Origin of the sequence: Tardiphaga sp. 172_B4_N1_3, assembly GCF_052076035.1 — a bacterium.
GTDB classification, from domain to species: Bacteria; Pseudomonadota; Alphaproteobacteria; order Rhizobiales; family Xanthobacteraceae; genus Tardiphaga; species Tardiphaga robiniae.
Map to the genome: position 1 here is coordinate 3,769,981 of NZ_CP197238.1, position 17,332 is coordinate 3,787,312.

General features: G+C 59.8%; 19 protein-coding genes and 1 pseudogene. 8 read left to right on the forward strand and 12 right to left on the reverse strand.

Going from position 1 to position 17,332, the window contains the following annotated elements:
• Window positions 1-40: 40 nt before the first annotated feature.
• The 7 genes from AB7783_RS17900 to xoxF5 form a co-directional block, all read right to left on the reverse strand.
• Entirely contained in the window at window positions 41-1,282 is a 1,242-nt protein-coding gene (locus AB7783_RS17900) for an acetamidase/formamidase family protein (protein ID WP_441278366.1), read from the reverse strand.
• A 45-nt stretch (window positions 1,283-1,327) separates the two neighbouring features.
• Window positions 1,328-2,938, reverse strand: a complete 1,611-nt coding sequence (locus AB7783_RS17905) for an amino acid ABC transporter permease/ATP-binding protein (RefSeq protein ID WP_441278367.1) — start codon at window positions 2,936-2,938, stop codon at window positions 1,328-1,330.
• Between the two features lie 49 nt (window positions 2,939-2,987).
• On the reverse strand, window positions 2,988-3,854 hold the full coding sequence (locus AB7783_RS17910) for an ABC transporter substrate-binding protein (RefSeq protein WP_175366348.1): 867 nt from the start codon (window positions 3,852-3,854) through the stop codon (window positions 2,988-2,990).
• Window positions 3,855-4,296: 442 nt separating this feature from the next.
• The gene (gene gfa, locus AB7783_RS17915) at window positions 4,297-4,860 is read right to left on the reverse strand and encodes an S-(hydroxymethyl)glutathione synthase (RefSeq protein WP_093757021.1); all 564 of its coding nucleotides are present in this window, start codon (window positions 4,858-4,860) and stop codon (window positions 4,297-4,299) included.
• Between the two features lie 76 nt (window positions 4,861-4,936).
• Entirely contained in the window at window positions 4,937-6,046 is a 1,110-nt protein-coding gene (locus AB7783_RS17920) for an S-(hydroxymethyl)glutathione dehydrogenase/class III alcohol dehydrogenase (RefSeq protein ID WP_441278368.1), read from the reverse strand.
• A 97-nt stretch (window positions 6,047-6,143) separates the two neighbouring features.
• Entirely contained in the window at window positions 6,144-6,635 is a 492-nt protein-coding gene (locus AB7783_RS17925) for a c-type cytochrome, methanol metabolism-related (protein WP_231081034.1), read from the reverse strand.
• Between the two features lie 107 nt (window positions 6,636-6,742).
• Complete coding sequence (xoxF5, locus tag AB7783_RS17930) at window positions 6,743-8,548, reverse strand: lanthanide-dependent methanol dehydrogenase XoxF5 (RefSeq protein WP_093757023.1); 1,806 nt, start codon at window positions 8,546-8,548, stop codon at window positions 6,743-6,745.
• Window positions 8,549-8,995: 447 nt separating this feature from the next.
• Between xoxF5 and AB7783_RS17935 the strand changes: the two genes are divergently transcribed.
• The gene (locus AB7783_RS17935) at window positions 8,996-9,973 is read left to right on the forward strand and encodes a helix-turn-helix domain-containing protein (protein WP_170849575.1); all 978 of its coding nucleotides are present in this window, start codon (window positions 8,996-8,998) and stop codon (window positions 9,971-9,973) included.
• A gap of 118 nt (window positions 9,974-10,091) precedes the next feature.
• Window positions 10,092-10,172 (forward strand): pyrroloquinoline quinone precursor peptide PqqA, encoded by an 81-nt coding sequence (gene pqqA, locus AB7783_RS17940; RefSeq protein ID WP_441279719.1) that lies wholly within the window; start codon window positions 10,092-10,094, stop codon window positions 10,170-10,172.
• A gap of 87 nt (window positions 10,173-10,259) precedes the next feature.
• On the opposite strand, the gene AB7783_RS17945 is transcribed toward pqqA, so the two are convergent.
• Window positions 10,260-10,568, reverse strand: coding sequence for an EthD family reductase (locus AB7783_RS17945; RefSeq protein WP_309943570.1), 309 nt, complete (start codon window positions 10,566-10,568; stop codon window positions 10,260-10,262).
• Between the two features lie 175 nt (window positions 10,569-10,743).
• On the opposite strand from AB7783_RS17945, the gene AB7783_RS17950 reads away from it, so the two are divergent.
• Both AB7783_RS17950 and AB7783_RS17955 read left to right on the forward strand, forming a co-directional pair.
• Complete coding sequence (locus AB7783_RS17950) at window positions 10,744-11,616, forward strand: hypothetical protein (RefSeq protein WP_441278369.1); 873 nt, start codon at window positions 10,744-10,746, stop codon at window positions 11,614-11,616.
• 79 nt (window positions 11,617-11,695) lie between these two features.
• On the forward strand, window positions 11,696-11,905 hold the full coding sequence (locus AB7783_RS17955; RefSeq protein WP_068734580.1) for a hypothetical protein: 210 nt from the start codon (window positions 11,696-11,698) through the stop codon (window positions 11,903-11,905).
• A 3-nt stretch (window positions 11,906-11,908) separates the two neighbouring features.
• On the opposite strand, the gene AB7783_RS17960 is transcribed toward AB7783_RS17955, so the two are convergent.
• Complete coding sequence (locus tag AB7783_RS17960) at window positions 11,909-12,265, reverse strand: hypothetical protein (protein ID WP_441278370.1); 357 nt, start codon at window positions 12,263-12,265, stop codon at window positions 11,909-11,911.
• A 103-nt stretch (window positions 12,266-12,368) separates the two neighbouring features.
• Between AB7783_RS17960 and AB7783_RS17965 the strand changes: the two genes are divergently transcribed.
• Window positions 12,369-12,710 carry a hypothetical protein gene (locus AB7783_RS17965; protein WP_231079390.1) on the forward strand — a complete coding sequence of 114 codons (342 nt, stop codon included), beginning with the start codon at window positions 12,369-12,371 and terminating at the stop codon, window positions 12,708-12,710.
• Between the two features lie 26 nt (window positions 12,711-12,736).
• On the opposite strand, the gene AB7783_RS17970 is transcribed toward AB7783_RS17965, so the two are convergent.
• Window positions 12,737-13,567, reverse strand: coding sequence for a quinoprotein dehydrogenase-associated SoxYZ-like carrier (locus tag AB7783_RS17970; protein WP_120287029.1), 831 nt, complete (start codon window positions 13,565-13,567; stop codon window positions 12,737-12,739).
• 55 nt (window positions 13,568-13,622) lie between these two features.
• A complete protein-coding gene (locus AB7783_RS17975; protein ID WP_441278371.1) occupies window positions 13,623-14,549 on the reverse strand; it encodes a quinoprotein relay system zinc metallohydrolase 2 in 927 nt (308 codons plus the stop codon).
• 156 nt (window positions 14,550-14,705) lie between these two features.
• Here AB7783_RS17975 and AB7783_RS17980 point away from each other — a divergent pair, with 156 nt between their 5' ends.
• The gene (locus tag AB7783_RS17980) at window positions 14,706-15,602 is read left to right on the forward strand and encodes a substrate-binding domain-containing protein (RefSeq protein WP_441278372.1); all 897 of its coding nucleotides are present in this window, start codon (window positions 14,706-14,708) and stop codon (window positions 15,600-15,602) included.
• A gap of 2 nt (window positions 15,603-15,604) precedes the next feature.
• On the forward strand, window positions 15,605-16,159 hold the full coding sequence (locus AB7783_RS17985; RefSeq protein ID WP_441279720.1) for a PQQ-dependent catabolism-associated CXXCW motif protein: 555 nt from the start codon (window positions 15,605-15,607) through the stop codon (window positions 16,157-16,159).
• A gap of 94 nt (window positions 16,160-16,253) precedes the next feature.
• On the opposite strand, the gene AB7783_RS17990 is transcribed toward AB7783_RS17985, so the two are convergent.
• Window positions 16,254-16,823: a TMEM175 family protein gene (locus tag AB7783_RS17990; protein ID WP_441279721.1), complete on the reverse strand. Its 570-nt coding sequence runs from the start codon at window positions 16,821-16,823 to the stop codon at window positions 16,254-16,256.
• 236 nt (window positions 16,824-17,059) lie between these two features.
• Here AB7783_RS17990 and AB7783_RS17995 point away from each other — a divergent pair.
• Window positions 17,060-17,324 (forward strand): annotated as a pseudogene (locus AB7783_RS17995) (IS5/IS1182 family transposase); the annotation flags it as partial.
• Between the last annotated feature and the right edge of the window lie 8 nt (window positions 17,325-17,332).

Sequence of the window (17,332 nt, forward strand, 5' to 3'; positions counted from 1 at the left end):
CCATCATCCTCATAGCCGAATTCAGTGCAATTTCATCCGCTTAGTCGCAGCGGAAGACGTTCTTGCGGATTGTGCCATGGACGCCCCAATTGGCATCAACCACCTGCGTCACCCCGAAATCCGCACCGACCGACATCAGCGAGATCGCCTCGTCTTCACTCATCTTGTGCACCGTCATCAGGAAACGCCTGAGCTTGCGGAACGCATCGCGCATCGCCCGATCGAGGCTGGAATGATTGGCGACGTCGAGCTGCGCATTGGCGCCGAGTTCGGCGAGATAGTTCGGGAAGGTGAAGCCGTAGACCGACCAGGCATCGGCGGTTTCCAGCATCGGATGCGTCAGGCCTTCGAGCGGTGTGCCGCCGAGGTCACGATGCTTGTGCAGAATAAATTCGAAGTCGCCGGTCAGCGACGTCTCGATCGCCGTGCCGCCGAGCTCGCTGTCGCCCTGCGCGGCATGGGGATCGCCGACCGAGAAGAACGCGCCGGGCACCGCCACGGGATAGAACATCTTGGCGCCCTTGCCGACGCGCCAGTCATCGATATTGCCGCCGGTGTAACTCGGCGGGATCGACGACACGAAATCCTCCTCGGATGGCGCGAGGCCCATGGTTCCGAAATGCAGTCGTGCCGGCACCCTGACATTGGGCAGGATGTTTTCGCGTTTCCTGATGGTCGCGTGATCGACGCGTACGCCGGGATAATCGATGGTCGGATGCAGGATGCCATCGGGATCAATCTGCGGCGTCCAGACATAATTATAGACCGCCCTGGCGAAGGGTTCGCCCGATGTATCCAGCTCAAAGATCGTCACGACCTCGCGCGGCTTCGGTTCCTCGATCAGGTCGTGATAGTGGAAGCCCCAATTCGCGGCGACGTTGGAGCCGAAGCACTTGCCGGCATGACAGGCCTTGCAGGCCGGCCGCGGGCGCACGTCGAGAATACGTACTTCCAGCACATCGCCCGGCTCCGCGCCTTCGATCGCCACCGGCCCGGTGAGCAGATGCACGCCGACGCCTTCGCCTGAGCCGCGAATGAACGGACCTTCCGTCGGGCCGGAGCCGCGGCGGACGATGGCCTTGTGCTCGCGGGTCCATTTGAACACGCTCTCGGCGCCGGGATCGCCTTCGATCATGCGCTCGTAATCGTCATTGGCATGATGCGTCAGCGTTTCGATGGTAGCGCGGTCGCCCGACTTCAGCGTTAGCGCGGGCGTGACCACCTTGCTGAAATAGCCCCAGTGAACGGTCTTCGGCGACACCGGAAGAAGATGATGCTTCATGCTGAGGCCCTCATAGACATTGAACGAACTTGCGACGCGTAGCGATCACGAGACTTCCGCCTCCATCGCATTGAGGAAACGCTGCGCGACGGGATTGCGCGGATTGGTCAGGACTTCACTCGCTGGGCCTTCCTCGATGATCGCTCCTCCGGCGAGCAGCACCACACGGTCGGCCACTTCGCTGGCAAAGCGCAGCTGATGCGTCGAGATGATCATGGTCAGGCCGTCCTCAACGGCGAGGCGGCGGATCACTTCGAGCACTTCATTGACCAGTTCGGGATCGAGCGCCGAGGTCGGCTCGTCCAGCAACAGCACGCTCGGATTGGGCGCGATGGCCCGGGCAATGGCGACGCGCTGTTGTTGGCCGCCGGACAGATGCCGTGGCAGCGCATCCGCGCGATGGCTGAGCCCGACGCGCGCCAGGAGTTCATCGGCCCGACGATCGGCATCGGCACGCGCTACGCCGTGTACCCAGCGCAGCGGGCCGGCGATGTTTTCCTTGGCTGTGAGATGCCCGAACAGATTGAACTGCTGGAACACCATGCCGACGCCGACTTCGGCGCGGGCATTCGCCAGCAAACGCGGCGACAACGGTTTACCGTGCTCGTTGAAGCCGAGCTGGCGGCCGGCGACCTTGATGGCGCCGCCGTTCCACAGTTCGAGATTGTTGATACAGCGGAGCAGCGTGCTCTTGCCGGAGCCACTTGGTCCGAGCAGCGCGATCACTTCACCGATCCTGACCGTGATGTCGACGCCGTCGAGCACTACATTCCTGTCGTAGCTCTTGCGGAGATCGGAGACCTCGACGGCGACATTGTTGCGCGCCAGCATCTCCGCGCGTTTGGTGCGATCGGCGCGTTCCGGCCGCATCCGCGGCGGCGGCAGTTCGGCGACACCGCCGTCGGGCAGGATTTCCGGCGACATGTCGGCCTGCGGCGCCAGCGGATCGTCGCTGCCAGGCGCGCGATACCACGGCATGAAGCGCATGAACTGGTTCTGCCTGGTCGTGCGATCGAGGTCGAACTTCCATTCCAGAAGCAGTTGGATGCCGGCGATCGCCGCTGTGAGCAGCAGATAGATCAGACCCGACGCGAAGAAGATCGAAAAGAAATCGAAGGTCGAGGACGCTAGCTGGGTCGAGCGCAGCGTCAGCTCCTGCACGGCGATGACGGAGGCCAGCGACGAGTTCTTCAGCGCGCTGACCGCTTCGTTGCCGAAAGCGGGGATCATCGAACGGATCGCCTGCGGCGCGATGATCCGGCGCATCAGGACGCCCGGGGTCATGCCGAGCGCCTGGCCGGCCACCACCTGACCGCGGTCGACGCCGAGCACGCCGGAGCGCAGCATCTCGGCGATGAATGGCGCTTCGTTGCAGGCCAGCGCCAGGCCGGCGGCGAGAATGGCGGGAAGTTTGATGCCGATCTGCGGCAGGGCGTTATAGGCAAACACCATCTGCAGGATCAGCGGCGTGCCGCGAAAGATCACGGCATAGACCCGGGCGAAGGATGCCAGCGGCTTGAACCTGCTGAGCTGCATCCACGCCAGGATCACACCGAGGATCAGCCCGCCGCACAGACCGAGAGCGGTGACCTGCAAGGTCGCCTGAATACCCTCGATCATATACGGCATGTTGAGATAGTGGAGGAACAGCTCCATGGAGGCAGAAAGCCCTTACGTGAGAGTGATCCTTGCTTGCGGGCCGGCGTTACTTCACCGTCAGCAGGCCGGGCTCCATCAGGTTTTCCGGATCGAGTTTCCACTTCTTCAGCAGTGCGAGCTGATCACCGGACTTGTAGATCTCGGTGAGTGCGGCCTTCACTGCATCGCGGAACTTGGGCTTGTCCTTCGGCACCGCGATGCCGACCTGATAGGGGATCGTCACCGCGACCGCCTTCTCAAGCTTGTCCGGATAGGCTTTCACCGCGTTGTCGACGGTGTTGACGTCGTTGATATAGGTATCAGCGCGGCCGGCAAGGATCGCCTGAATGCAGTTGGCATTGTTGTCATAGAGCTGGATGGTCGGCTCCGCCTTGCCTTCCTTCTTGCATTCCGGCCCCAGCGCCTGGATCAGCGGCACTTCGACATAGCCGGTGTTTTCCGCCGCAGCCGTGCCGCACAGCGAGGTGTTGATACCGGTGATCTTCTTGGGGTTACCCTTGGCGACGAGCACGCCGTCGAACACCTTGGAATAGGTGATGAAGTCGGCGGCCTTGGCGCGCTCCTCGGTGGCATAGATATCGGAAATCACGATGTCGGCCTGACCCGATGCCAGCGTGGTCAGCAAGGCCGCGAAGGTCACAGCCTTGTAGGTCAGCTTGAAGCCAAGGCATTCGCCGATCTGCTCGCCGAGATCGATATCGAAACCGATATATTTGTTGGGATCCTTGGGATCGATCGATTCATAGCCCGGTGTATGCGGATTAATGGCGTTGACGAGTGTCTTGCCTTTCCAGTCCGGAAATTTTGCCTGCAATTCCGCGCAAGCCGCCGGCACGGCCGCCTGCGCGGACATCGGAACAAAGGTGCCGACCGCCAATAGCGCGCCCACTGCCGCCGCACGCCATCCGATCATCGCGCCCGTTTCAGGCCAAAGCCTACGGATGTCAGTAAAATGCAACTTGACCATTCGATCGCTCCTTCGACGTTGTCATGGCCTGAACCATGTTCCTAACCTCGAAGAAGCCTACGGGCGCATGTCCGCAGAAAGCTTGTCCCGGGACGTACAATAATTTGGATCGTCCGCTCCCATGATTTGGGCAGAGCTGCCACATTAATGGGCGGCGAGGCTCTGCCGCGCGTCGGCTGCGCCAGAAGCGGCGTCGAGCCATCGGCTCCGCCGTGCAGTCAACGCTGTGAGTATTGTCGCGACAAAGCAGCGGGCCGATCGCAGCGAGGCCGAAGCGCGATTATTCGGGTGATCCACAAAGTCGAAGCCCCTTGCCGGGGCAAATCTACCAATAGCAACGCCGGTGGCGACATGTCGCCACCGGCGGATGCTCATATGCTGTGTTGACTCAGGCCGCTTTGGCCGTTGCCACGTGATTGGCGAGGACATCCATCAGTGCAGGCGAAAGGCAATCATAAGGCTCAAGTCCCAGTTCCTTGAGGCGCGACCGTATGGCGGTCATGTCGCTCGGCTTCACGCCGGATTCAATCACCGACGAGACGAAGGCGGCAAAGCCCGGTGCGGCCGAGCCGGATTCTTCGAACAATTCGGGATGAATGAAGTCGAGGCCATAGAACGCATGTCCCTTGTTCTCGATGCGGCCGAACATATGGGTGCCGCATCCGGTGCAAGCATGGCGCTGAATGGTTGCGGCCTGATCGACGATGCGCAACTTGTCGCCGTTTTGCAGTACGGTGACGTTTTCGCGCGGAACCACCGCGACGACAGAGAACGTCGCGCCGCTCGGCTTCCAGCATTTGGTGCAGCCGCAGGCGTGATTATGAGCGACGTCGCCTTTGACACCGACCTTGACCGGCTTGTCGCTGCATTTGCAGACCAGCGTTCCGCCGGCAAAATGGCCCGAACCTTGTTTGACACCGCCGTCAACGGACGGGTGGATATGAACAGTCATCAGTCTATCCTCCTGGTATGATGCGTCACTTGTGTGAAGCATTGTTGTATTGGCACTCTGGTGTTGCAGCCTGCATTCAGAACACGACCACCGATCGGATCGATTTTCCTTCGTGCATCAGATCGAATCCCGTGTTGATCTCTTCCAGCTTGAGCACATGCGTAATCATCGGATCGATCTCGATCTTTCCGTTCATGTACCAGTCGACGATCTTGGGCACGTCGGTACGACCCCGCGCGCCGCCGAAGGCTGTGCCTTTCCAGACACGACCTGTGACGAGCTGGAATGGCCGGGTCGCGATCTCTTTTCCGGACTCCGCGACGCCAATGACAACGGAGACACCCCAGCCGCGGTGGCAGGCTTCAAGCGCCTGGCGCATGACCGTGGTATTGCCGGTGCAGTCGAAGGTGTAATCGGCGCCGCCATCGGTCAGCCCCACCAGATGCTGAACAATGTCGCCATCGACCTTCTTCGGATTGACGAAATGGGTCATGCCGAAGCGGCGGCCCCATTCTTCCTTGTCGTCATTGATGTCGACGCCGACGATCTTGTCGGCTCCGACCATCCGTGCGCCCTGAATGACGTTGAGGCCGATGCCGCCGAGGCCGAACACGACAACATTGGAGCCCGGCGTGACCTTCGCCGTATTGACCACGGCGCCGACACCGGTGGTGACGCCGCAGCCGATATAGCAGCTCTTGTCGAACGGGGCGTCGTCGCGGATCTTCGCCACCGCGATCTCCGGCAGCACCGTGAAGTTCGAAAAGGTCGAGCAGCCCATGTAGTGGTAGATCGGCTTGCCCTGATAGCTGAAGCGCGAGGTCCCGTCCGGCATCACGCCCTTGCCCTGGGTGGCGCGGATCGCGGTGCAGAGATTGGTCTTCTGGCTCAGGCAGCTTTTGCATTGCCGGCATTCTGGCGTGTAAAGCGGAATGACATGATCGCCGGGCTTGACCGAGGTGACGCCGGGACCGACCTCACGCACGATACCTGCGCCCTCATGGCCGAGGATGGAAGGAAAGATGCCTTCGCTGTCGAAACCATCGAGCGTATAGGCATCGGTGTGGCAAATGCCGGTCGCTTTGATCTCGACCAGAACTTCGCCTGCCTTCGGCCCTTCGAGATCGACGTCGACGATCTCAAGCGGCTTCTTTGCTTCGAAGGCGACTGCGGCGCGGGTCTTCATTCTCAACTCCCTCGGTCGTTTGATCTTGCGTCATCCGGTCCTGTGCGGTCCGAGCCCGCGTTATCCGGGATTGCAGGTCAGCGGTTTGCGATCCGCATTAGTGCGGTTTCCCCATGCAGGCGCTCTCGGCCTCGGTATAGGCTGCGGGTTTTTCCTCACGCTTGCCCGGGCGCACACGGCCGACTGCATCATTGGCGCGCGCACGCAGATAGACGTAGAGATCGTCCATATAGCAGGCGACATTGGTGTTATCGCCAAAGGCCGGCATGACGCTTTCCTGCGACGTGCTGACATTCTTGCGACCGCTGGCGACAACACCGAGGAAGTCGCCATAGCTCATCGTTTTCAGCGAGTCCTTCAGTGCCGGTGCGTAGGTCGATCCCATCCCATCCGGGCCATGACAAACGTGGCATTCCGAGTGATAGCGCCGGTAACCCGAATATGTGTACCAGTCGATGGTGCCATCGGCGGAAACGTTGAAGGTCGGATTGCCCTCCTTGTCCAAATACTTGCCGTCTTCGGATTTAACGGCTTTCGGATCGCCGGCATTCTCGGCGAAGCTCGTATTCCCAGAGGCCACGACAACAATCGTGGCAATGACAGACCAGATGTGACGCAATAGCTTGTCCTCGGCATTCGATTTCAGAAAAGACCGGCGCATGGACGAAGCCATGCGCCGGTGACTGATGCGTCAGTTCACTGTGGGAGTGCAAAGACCGTCAGCGCGCCGCCGAGTGCGGTATAGTTGGTCAGGGCTGCGTAACCACCGACGGCACCGAGACCGGCAGTCGGATCCGTCAGACCCGCTGCGAGACCAATGCCGGCCCAGCCGCCGACGCCTGACAGGACGGCGATATACTGCCGGCCATTGTTTTCGTAGGTGGTGACGTTGCCGATGATGCCGGACGGAGTCTTGAACTTGTAGAGTTCCTTACCCGTCTTGGCATCGACTGCCTTCAGGTAACCTTCCAGCGTCCCGTAGAACACCACGCCACCGGCAGTGGCGAGCGCTCCCGACCAGACCGAGAACTGTTCCTTGTTGGACCAGACGATCTTGCCGGTCTTGTTGTCCCAGGCAATGAAGTTGCCCATATGGGTTTCGCCCGGAGGCGGATACATCGACAGCGTCGCACCCACATAAGGCTGGCCGGCGGTGTAGTTCACCTTGAACGGCTCATAGTCCATGCAGACATGGTTGGTCGGCACATAGAACAGCTGGGTATCCGGCGAATAGGCTCCGGGTTGCTGATCCTTGGTGCCGAGTGCCGCCGGGCAGACGCCCTTGGTGTTGACGTCTTCACCTTGCTTCTCGGTGGAGTACTGATCGACCACTTTCGGGCGACCATAGGTCGGCGACGACTTGTTCATGTCGACACCGGTGGTCCAGTTCACCTTCGGATCGTATTTTTCGGCAACCAGCAATTCACCGGTGACACGGTCCATGGTGTAAGCGAGGCCGTTACGATCGAAATGCGTCAGCAGCTTGCGGTTTTGGCCGTTCATCTGCTGATCGCTGAGGATCATTTCGTTGACGCCGTCATAGTCCCATTCGTCATGCGGAGTCATCTGGTAGACCCACTTGGCCATGCCTGTGTCGGCATCGCGTGCGAAGATGGTCATCGACCACTTGTTGTCGCCCGGCCGTTGCTTCGGATTCCAGGTCGAGGGATTGCCCGAGCCGTAATAGACGAGGTTCAGCTCCGGATCGTAGGAGGTCCAGCCCCAGGTGCAGCCGCCGCCGATCTTCCACTGATCGCCTTGCCACGTCTTGATGCTGGAGTCCTTGCCGACGGGCTTGCCGAGTGCGGTGGTCTTCTCCGGATCCACCATGATCTGGTCGTCCGGTCCTTCCGAGAAGGCGCGCCAAGCGAGCTTACCGGTCTTCAGGTCATAGGCGGTCATGTGGCACTGAACGCCGAATTCACCGCCCGAGATGCCGATCAGGACCTTATCCTTGACCACGAGCGGGGACGACGTGCCCGTTGCGCCCTTGCCAGGGTCACCGTTCTTGACGGTCCAAACTTCCTTGCCGGTCTTGGCGTCGAGTGCGACCAGCGTGGTATCGGCCTGGTGCAGGAAGATCTTGCCGTCCGCATAGGCGACGCCGCGATTGACGGTGTCGCAGCACATCACCGGAATGACGTTCGGATCCTGCTTCGGTTCATACTTCCAGACAATCTTGTTGTCCTGCGACAGGTCCATTGCGTAGACCTTGTTCGGGAACGGCGTATGCACATACATCATGTTGCCGATGATCAGCGGACCGCCTTCGTGGCCGCGCAGAACACCGGTAGAGAAGGTCCAGGCCACCTGCAGCTTGCCGACATTAGCCGCCGTGATCTGGTTCAGCTTCGAATAGCGCGTATTGGCGTAGTCGCCCGCTGGCATGACCCAGTCTTTCGGGTTCTGCGCCATCTTTGTCAGTTCATCATTGGCGATGGCAACGCCTGCGGCAGAGGCCGCCATTGTGCCAAGACAGGTCGCAAGCAGCACCTTTCGCATCGTGATGTCCTCCCAGACATAATGCCGGGTCTCGTCAAGCGGCCCAGCTTCATTTTGGTATCTATGAGTAGCAAGATCCGCTGCTGCATACTTGCCCAAGAGCGAAGCAGGCTTGCTCGACAGAGAACCCGTGCAAGATAATTTTCTCGTACATTGACGAAAAACCTGAACGGTATCTGGAAAGACCGCGCCTTTCGCACTGCACACGGATCCCCGCACTGCGACCTAAGGGTGATGTTTCACTTGACGGGGCTGGTATCGAGTCAGAGGATCGACAAGGAGAAGTGAGTTACTCTGACCACAATTCACGAGCTGCGGGCTGTGCCGTTACATATTGTTTCGCACATTTTTCCATATGTGCTTCGTTCGATATGTGCTTCGTTCTGTAAGTATAGTTCCGTCTCGTGACGAATTGTTACGTGATGACCTTTCATCGGTGAATTGTTCATGTCCGATACGCTTAGTTCTCTCAGCACATCCGGATTGACGCCGACAAGGCAGATCCAGGTTTGGTCAGATGCCCTGACCGATCTGTGCGGGCGATTTGACATCGATCCGCTGGAAGCATCCACATTCGATGCACTAATCAGCTGCACATCGGTTTCGCGGCTGAAATTGTGCCACATCGAGGCGAGCCAGCATCGAATCGGCCACGCGGCCCCGCGAATTCGGCAAAGCGATCATCCATACGTAAAGATTGTGTTCCAAACTTATGGCGTCTCGCATTTCGAACAGGACAGTCGCCGGATCGATATCGGGCCCGGCGATTGCCTCGTCTATGACGTGTCGTGCCCGCATACCATCGTCAGCCCGGCCTTTACGCGCCATGACGTCGTGATCGTACCCAAGGAGTTGCTGCATGAGCGCGGCCTCGGTGCGGGCAATCTGGCCGCCTGCAAACTGTCGGCGCGCGCCGGCACCGGGCGCATCGCGCACGAATTTGTACAGGCCGCCTTCCACGAAGCGACCAGACTATCGCCCAACAGTGCCATCGGTGTTGCCGATTCACTGATTGATCTGTTGCTTTTGCCGCTGCGGGAAGTCGACATGACGCTTGATCGCGTCGGTCCGGAAGCAATGTATGTCCGCGCGCAGGGTTTCATTCGGGAACACTTGCGCGACCCCGAGCTCAGCATCGATCAGATTTCGTCTGCACTGCACTGCACCAAACGTTATCTGCATATGCTGTTCAGCGACCGCGGAATAACCGTCAGCGACTATATCTGGCAGGCGCGGCTGCAGAATTGCCGGCAGGAGCTGGAAGCGCAGAACGGAAAGACGATCACGGACGTCGCATTTTCCTGGGGCTTCTCAAGTTCCTCGCATTTCAGTCGCGTGTTCCGGAAATATTTTGGCGTGGCGCCATCCGCGATACACAAAGCGCATCACGGCCATCAGCGGCCTGCTCTCACCGAAGAAGTGTAGTTACACTTCGGTTGCCTGCACATTTTGCGCCGCAACCTGAGGAGTTAAGTTGAAAGACGCCGCCTCACTGCTTATCGTGCGGCGGCGCAATCATCGCGCAAACTCTGAGGAGACCAAGATGAACTGGAAGACTCCGAAGATCGTGGAAGTGCAGGTCGGCATGGAAATCAACATGTACGCCTGCGCGGCCCGTAAGTGACAGATTGATCGTCTTGATCGATCTCTCCCGGCTCGCAGACTGCGGTTTGTGAGCCGGGCAGAGGCCGCTGAACGCGCGTTGCGATTGTCAGACGTCCTTCGTGTCGAAGATCAGAAGATCTACGCCGCCATCCGCAAAATTCGCGAGGTCGCCTGCTGCAGCCTGCCCTTCCGGCGAGGCGAGGCCAAGCTTGAGCGCCGCAACCGTTTCGAAATCCAGCGCCGCGACCAGATGAATATCGCTGTCTCCCGTCGGCGTTGTGACGGCCCCTGTGCTGACACCATAGTGTCTCAGCCCCGGAATCTTCTTTGCCAGCGGGATATGTACAGATTGATAGTATTTGTCGAAGGCTGCGGGCTTCTTCGGTGTTTTGTAGAGGACCAGGAGTCTCGCCATGGACATATCCTTCCCTGACTATTGGCACTAACGGCGCGCCGCATGCGTATAGCAACCGATCCTGGTGCGATGTTCAAGTCAATCGCAGAGACGTCTTCGCGGCTGGGCCAATTTCGACTAGGCTCGCGCGGTGCGTTATCTCTATATATACGCCTCTCTTCGATGACAGGATTGGATGCAGGTGCAGCGCGGCGTCAGGACAGTCTACGCGGCGATTCTTGCATTCAGCACGCTGGCCGTGCCAGGCGTGCAGGCCGGTGACATCGATACCGAGCATATTTTCGGTTTTATGATCGGCAGTGACGTCGGCCGGGTGGGCGAGCGGGAATTCCAGAGTGAGACAACCGGGCGATTCGGCAAATCCGGCGGTCGCTATCGCGCGGGCGAGCAGGAATTCGAACTGGAGTTCGTTCCCGCGAAGGACATTCGCATCGAGATCGGGAGCAGTTTCTCGGCCCATCGGATCACTGGCGTTCCCGGATTCGCCGATCAGCGCACGCTCGCCTGGCAGGGGGCATCGCTGGATTTCCGCTACAGATTTCTCGATCGCGAGACGGCCCCCATCGGCATGACGCTCGCGATCGACACGCAGTTCAACGGGATCGACGAAACGAGCGCAGCGCGGGTCAGGAGCTACGGCACTGGGCTCACGCTGGCCTTCGATCGAGAGATCGTCCCTGACGTTGCTGTTGCGGCACTCAATCTGATCTATCAGCCGGAATGGACGCGCTATGTCGATACTGGAACGCGGGAACGCGAGGCGAGCATCGGAGCGGCGCTCGGCGTCATGATGCAGGTGCGCCCCGGCATCCTTCTCGGCGGCGAAGCGCGCTATATGCGCCGATATGAAGGGATCGGTCTTGGCGAGCTGTCCGGTCAGGCGCTGTTCGTCGGGCCAACCGCCTATGTCCAGCTTTCGGACCGATCACGACTGACTGCAAGCTGGAGCACGCAAGTGTGGGGCCGCTCCGAAGTGCCCGGATCGACGCTGGATCTGGTCAATTTTGAGCGTCACCAGGCCCGTCTGGTTTACGGAATCAATTTTTAGCCTGGAAATCGCCGAAACTTCGCGCTGACGGGCGCGTATTTCAGATGTTATCGTCCGGTGAACGATCTGGGATGCCGACATGAATATGATCAATCTGGTCCTGACAGTCTGCGCGGTAATGTCGCCAAACACCTGCGAAGAGCGGAACCTGTCGTTCACGGCAGACTTCTCACTGCATCAATGCGCCATGGCAGCGCCGCCCTACATCGCCCAGTGGATCGGCGAACACCCGAAATGGACCGCGGTGAAGTGGCGCTGCGAATATCCGCATAGCCATGACAAGGCATGATCGTTACTTGTTGCAGTCCTGCAGGTCCTTGTCCGCAATCGAGAAGACCGCATCGGCCTTGATCTCGATATTCCTGACCACGCACTGGCGCGCCTCGGAATAGCTGACCTTGGCGTCGTAACTGCCGGGCTCTATCCCCGTGATGCGCAGCCGCTCGTCGTGATCGACTTCCTTATCCTTGTCCGCCAGTGTCAGATTGGCGCTCCATTGCTGCTTTCCAGCCGGGGATAGCTGGAACCCGGTAATGGTCGATGTCGTCAGGTTCCAGAGCCGGATGCCCTTGCCGGCCTTGCCCTGAGCATGAGCTTGGCTTGCCATGAGCAGCAATATGACAGCCATCGATAGAGATGTGCGCGACATGTCCCCTCCATATCTGTTCGGCTTATTGAGCCGTTTCGTTTTCTTAGTATAGTTTGCCAGTCGTCTTCGCCAGCTTTGCGAGGCTCTCGTGGGACCCGATCGAATGACAGGATATCTCGTCGCGTTTGCGGCCGTCGCCGTCTTGTCGGGGGCAGCAAGAGCCGCGGAGGTCAATGACTATCCGACCTCCGCGCGCGCCGAATATGTCTTCGGCTGCATGAAAGCGAATGGCGAGACCCGCCAGTCGATCGAGCAATGTTCGTGCTCGATCGATGTCGTGGCGTCGCTGGTGCCCTATACCCGCTATATCACGGCGGAAACGGCGCTGAGCATGTCGCAGGTGCGGGGCAATCTGAGCGCCCAGTTCCGGACCTCGGAGCAGGCTAACAGCGCCATCAATGACGTCAGGCGTGCCCAGGCCGAGGCTGAAGTGCGCTGCTTCTAGCGCTATGCTCTGCATGATGCGCTGCGTTACATGCCGGAGCCATTGACCTTCCACTCATGCCTGAACTGATGTCCATCGGTGTCCTTGGCCTCGGCGCGGAACGTCTTTGCGCCATTTGAGACGTAAGTGAATCGAATATTTGGGTCTTCGGAGATCGAGATCCCGCCCTCCACCGACAGGACCGGGCTGTTGTCCTGCCAAAGCTGGAGCCGGTCGACATAGAGGGCCGGAATATAGAGTTGCGAGACCTGATCCATCTGCAGGCCGGAATTATTGGGGTGGCCGATCATGACCTGCGCCTCGCGCGTACCGCTTTTTTCCTCGTTTTGCGCTCCGGCAAACTCCCTGTAGCGCATCTGGCCCAACCGGCTCTTGGCCTCTTCGGCATTCTTCGCCGCCGGCGCAGAGCAGCCACCGGATGCCTTCACATAGGTTTGCACCACATGGAGCTTGCCGTCACTGGTCTCCGCGACGGCATGGACGTTGGTGTAATTGTTGATACGGACACGCGTTGAAATCTCCGAGACATTGGCGTCGGCCCCGAGCTTGAATTTCGCGGCCATAGGCGCCGGGTTCTGGTCGATCACCAGCGTGATCGTCACCACCCGCGGGCGCGCGTCGAATGTCGGCTTGAGGCGCAACGTCACCGGCACGATGGCAGCATCCTCCGCGCGCGTCGGCATCTCGAGTGCGATCAGGTTGCTGCCGTCTTCCATCGGTCGGCTGTCGAAAATATCCTGCACCAGCCCCGGCCATGGATCGTAAGGCTCCGGACCGGCCGCGGACACAGAATGCGGACTGAGGAAAGCGCTCAGCAGGATGGCGGCACAGACGCTGCGGATTGCAAATTCCGGCATGGTACGGCCCTCGCAAGGGAAGAAGCGACGCGCTTGATACTACCCCAACCGGCAGTCATTCCCATTCAAATTGTGAGTATGCTGCAGTTGCGTTGCGGACGTTATAATCATCAAAAAGCTCCCATTTGCCGCGTTCGGCTTCTGCCGCGTGTTTCGTAGCTTCCGCGATCGGTTTGCCATCGATGACGTCCTTCCGGATACCGGACGCGAGTGTTTCGAGATACCGGCGTTCAGCGGCGAGGGCTTGCGGCCAATCGCTTACTGGACCATGGCCGGGAACGACGCGTTCGGCCGGCAGCGCCGCGAGATCGTCCAGCAGCTTGAGCCACGCCTGGATGCTGCCATCGAGCACGGGAATATGGCGGAGAAAGACCAGATCTCCGGCGAACAACGTCTTCGTCGCCGTGTCGAATACCGTGACATCGCTATCGCTATGGGCGGTGGGCCAGGCTTTCACGATAAGTGTGCGCCCGCCGAGATCGAGGACGAGCTCTCCATCGACAAGCCGGGTTGGCGGTACGATACGGACGTCATCGATCAGCGCGTCGCCCATGCTGCGCCTGAATGCGTCGAGATAATACTGCCCGCGTACGGCCAGTGCCTGCGGCAGCCTCATATGGCCGACGAACTCGGTTCCGTCAGCGACGAAGGCGGCGTTGCCGAACATATGATCGGGATGACCATGGGTGTTGATGACGTAACGAATGGGCTTGTCTGTATGTGCGCGAATGGAAGCCAGCAATTGTCGCCCTTCCCGCACGCTGCCCCCGGTGTCGATCACGGCAACCGCCCGATCGCCGATCACGACACCGATATTGGCGACGGCGCCGTCATTGTCCGACGACATCAAGGCGATGCGCCCCTGATGCATGAAGACGCCCGGCGCGATTTCACTGATCGCCAAAGTCTGTTGTTGCGCGCGAGCAGATGCGAGCATTGCCAGCATGATGAGCGCTACATGCATCGCAAAGCGAGATGTCATTTGCATCTCCATATCACTCCGGGGCAAGCAGCGATTCTGCAATCACCCGGAAAGTGCGGCGCAACATCGGAAGCGCCCCATTGCATCTTGCACGCTTAAAACGAGAGGCCTAGGTTTTTGTCGTGTCACCCATCAAATGTGAACGGCAGGTAGCGCATGCACCACAGAGCGGAACGATCCGGAAAACGTCGCGCGCTACTCACGTCGCTCGTTGCGAGTGCGCTGTTGCTTGAGGGCCTATGCACCGCGCTTGGCCAGACTGCTGCCACCGACGATCTCTCGATCGAGCTGGTCGATCCGCAGGCGCTGCGTGTTTGCGCCGATCCGCGTAACATGCCGTTCTCGAATGAGAAGGGCGAGGGGTTGGAGAACAAGCTCGCCGAGCTGTTCGCAGCCAAACTGCAGAAGAAGCTCGATTACGTCTATTTCCCGCAGGCGACGGGCTTCGTTCGCATGACTCTCGGCGCGCATCGTTGCGATGTCATCATGGGCTTCCCGCAGGGCGACGATCTCGTCCAGGGCACCAATCCCTATTACCGGACGGCTTATGCGCTGGTATCGAAGACCGGCGCCGGTCTCGATGATGTCACGACACTGGATGACGCCAGGTTGAAGAGCAAGCATATCGGCATCGTGGCGGGGACGCCGCCGGCCACCAATATGGCGGTCAACGGCTTGATGGTGAATGCGAAGCCCTATCCGTTGGTGATCGATACCCGCATCGATTCATCGGCACTGGCCATGATCAAGGACCTCACAGCTGGCGATATCGACGCAGCGATCCTGTGGGGGCCTATGGCGGGCTTCTACGCCAAGAACGCTAATCCTCCGCTTCATGTCACGCCGCTGGTCAAGGAAACCACCGGGCCGCGCCTCGTCTATCGCATCGGCATGGGCGTGCGCTCCGCGGATCAGAACTGGAAGCGGCAGCTCAACCGGCTGATTCAGGAAAACCAGCCGGCCATCAACAAGGTCCTGCTCGATTTCGGTGTTCCCATTCTCGATGAGAACAATCGTCCGATCGGGCCGGAGGCGGCGGCCAAATCGCCGTGACCATGCGTTACGCCATCCTTCTCGCGATGGCACTGGTGATGGTCACGACGGCCCGGGCCCAGGATATCGTCCCCGAGCCCGACGACTATCGCACCGACAATTATCGCACGCCGGTGCCGGCGACGCTGAAAGGCGGACGCGTCATCACGACGAAAGACGCGGAGGCGATCTGGCGCGACAAACGCGGCGCCTTCATTGATGTCATGCCGCGTCCGCCGAAGCCGGCCAATCTGCCGCCGGAAACGGTCTGGCGCGACAAGCCGCGGCACAACATTCCGGGCAGCCTGTGGCTGCCCGACACCGGCTACGGCAGGCTGGCCACCGAGACCGAGGCCTATCTGCGGGATGGTCTCGCGCGCGCATCGGCCGGCCGGCGAGACGCGCTGCTCGTGATCTATTGTCAGGCCGATTGCTGGATGTCGTGGAATGCCGCAAAGCGCGCGCTGTCCTATGGCTACAGCAATGTCGTCTGGTATCCGGAAGGCACCGACGGTTGGGAGCTGGAGGATCTACCGCTAGCGGATGCGCAGCCTGAACCGCGGCCGCCGGCGAACTAGGGCGTGACCCCATAAACTTGGAGCGGACGGCAGACGCCCATCGCGGGGCGGCTAGCCATTGCATACGAGGAAGCCTTGGCAGAGATCGAGCTGGCTAATTCGTTCTCGGCGGCCAGCGCCGGGCCGCCAACCAGCCCGCCAGAGGCGCGCCAAAGGCCAGGCACCACATGAATTGCGCAACGAATGGAGCGACGGCGGCCATCACCGTTGCGAGCACGAGTGCAAAGACCGGAAAGACCGCGATTGCCAGCAACTCGGAATTGCGGCGACCTCGCAGCGCCAGAGCCCATAGCAGCGCGTTCAAGCAGGCAATGACTGTCAGATGGAAGCCGTAGCTTACTGCGACGACACTATCGAGCCGATACGCGCCGTAAAGTCCATTCGTCACCGGAAGCATGACAATCGACAGCAGGAAGATCAGATTGAGGAAGACTTCGCCGCGGCTGCCTTCCGGCGCGAAAGTGAGCCGCCGATGATGGCTGAGCCAAAACACGCCGGCCACGATAAAACTGATCATCAGCGCGATGACAGGTTGTGCGTAGGCACCGACAAGCTCCATCCAGGCCGGCGCTTTTGCGAACCTGCTGGCTTTCGGCAGATCGTAGGCGAGCAACGTCATCGCAACGCCGAAGATGGTGTTGCTCAACGCCTCCAACCGGCGCATTTCAAAAAGGCCGATCTGCTTCAACCTCGCTTCCCCCTCAAAGCCGCCGGACACAAGATCTGGACATGCTTTCAGCTGTTGGATTGTCGGACATGGATTGCCCTTGTGGGCAAGATAAGAAACCGCGACGCTTCTATGGCGATCATCAGAGCACGTTGGCTGCTATTGGGATAGGCCGCCATGTCCGAGTTGGGTCATTCGCGTCGATTTTGGCATGTCCGGGATATGTCCGCTTACGGGGTAATCGCGGAAACTGGATCGGGGAGCTTGCCCGACAGCAAGGAGCTTGGGCTAACATTCCGCCGAAACGAAATCTGAAAGATCCAATCTGCTTCAGTCCTTATCTGTACCGCGCCTGCAACGTGACTGAACGGTTCTTCAACAAGATCAAGCAATGTCGGCGTGTTGCGACTCGATATGACAAGCTCGCAGTCAACTATCTGCGTGTTCGTCAAACCCGCATCAATCCGAATTTGGTTACGCGCTAATGAGTCCACGCCATGGCACGC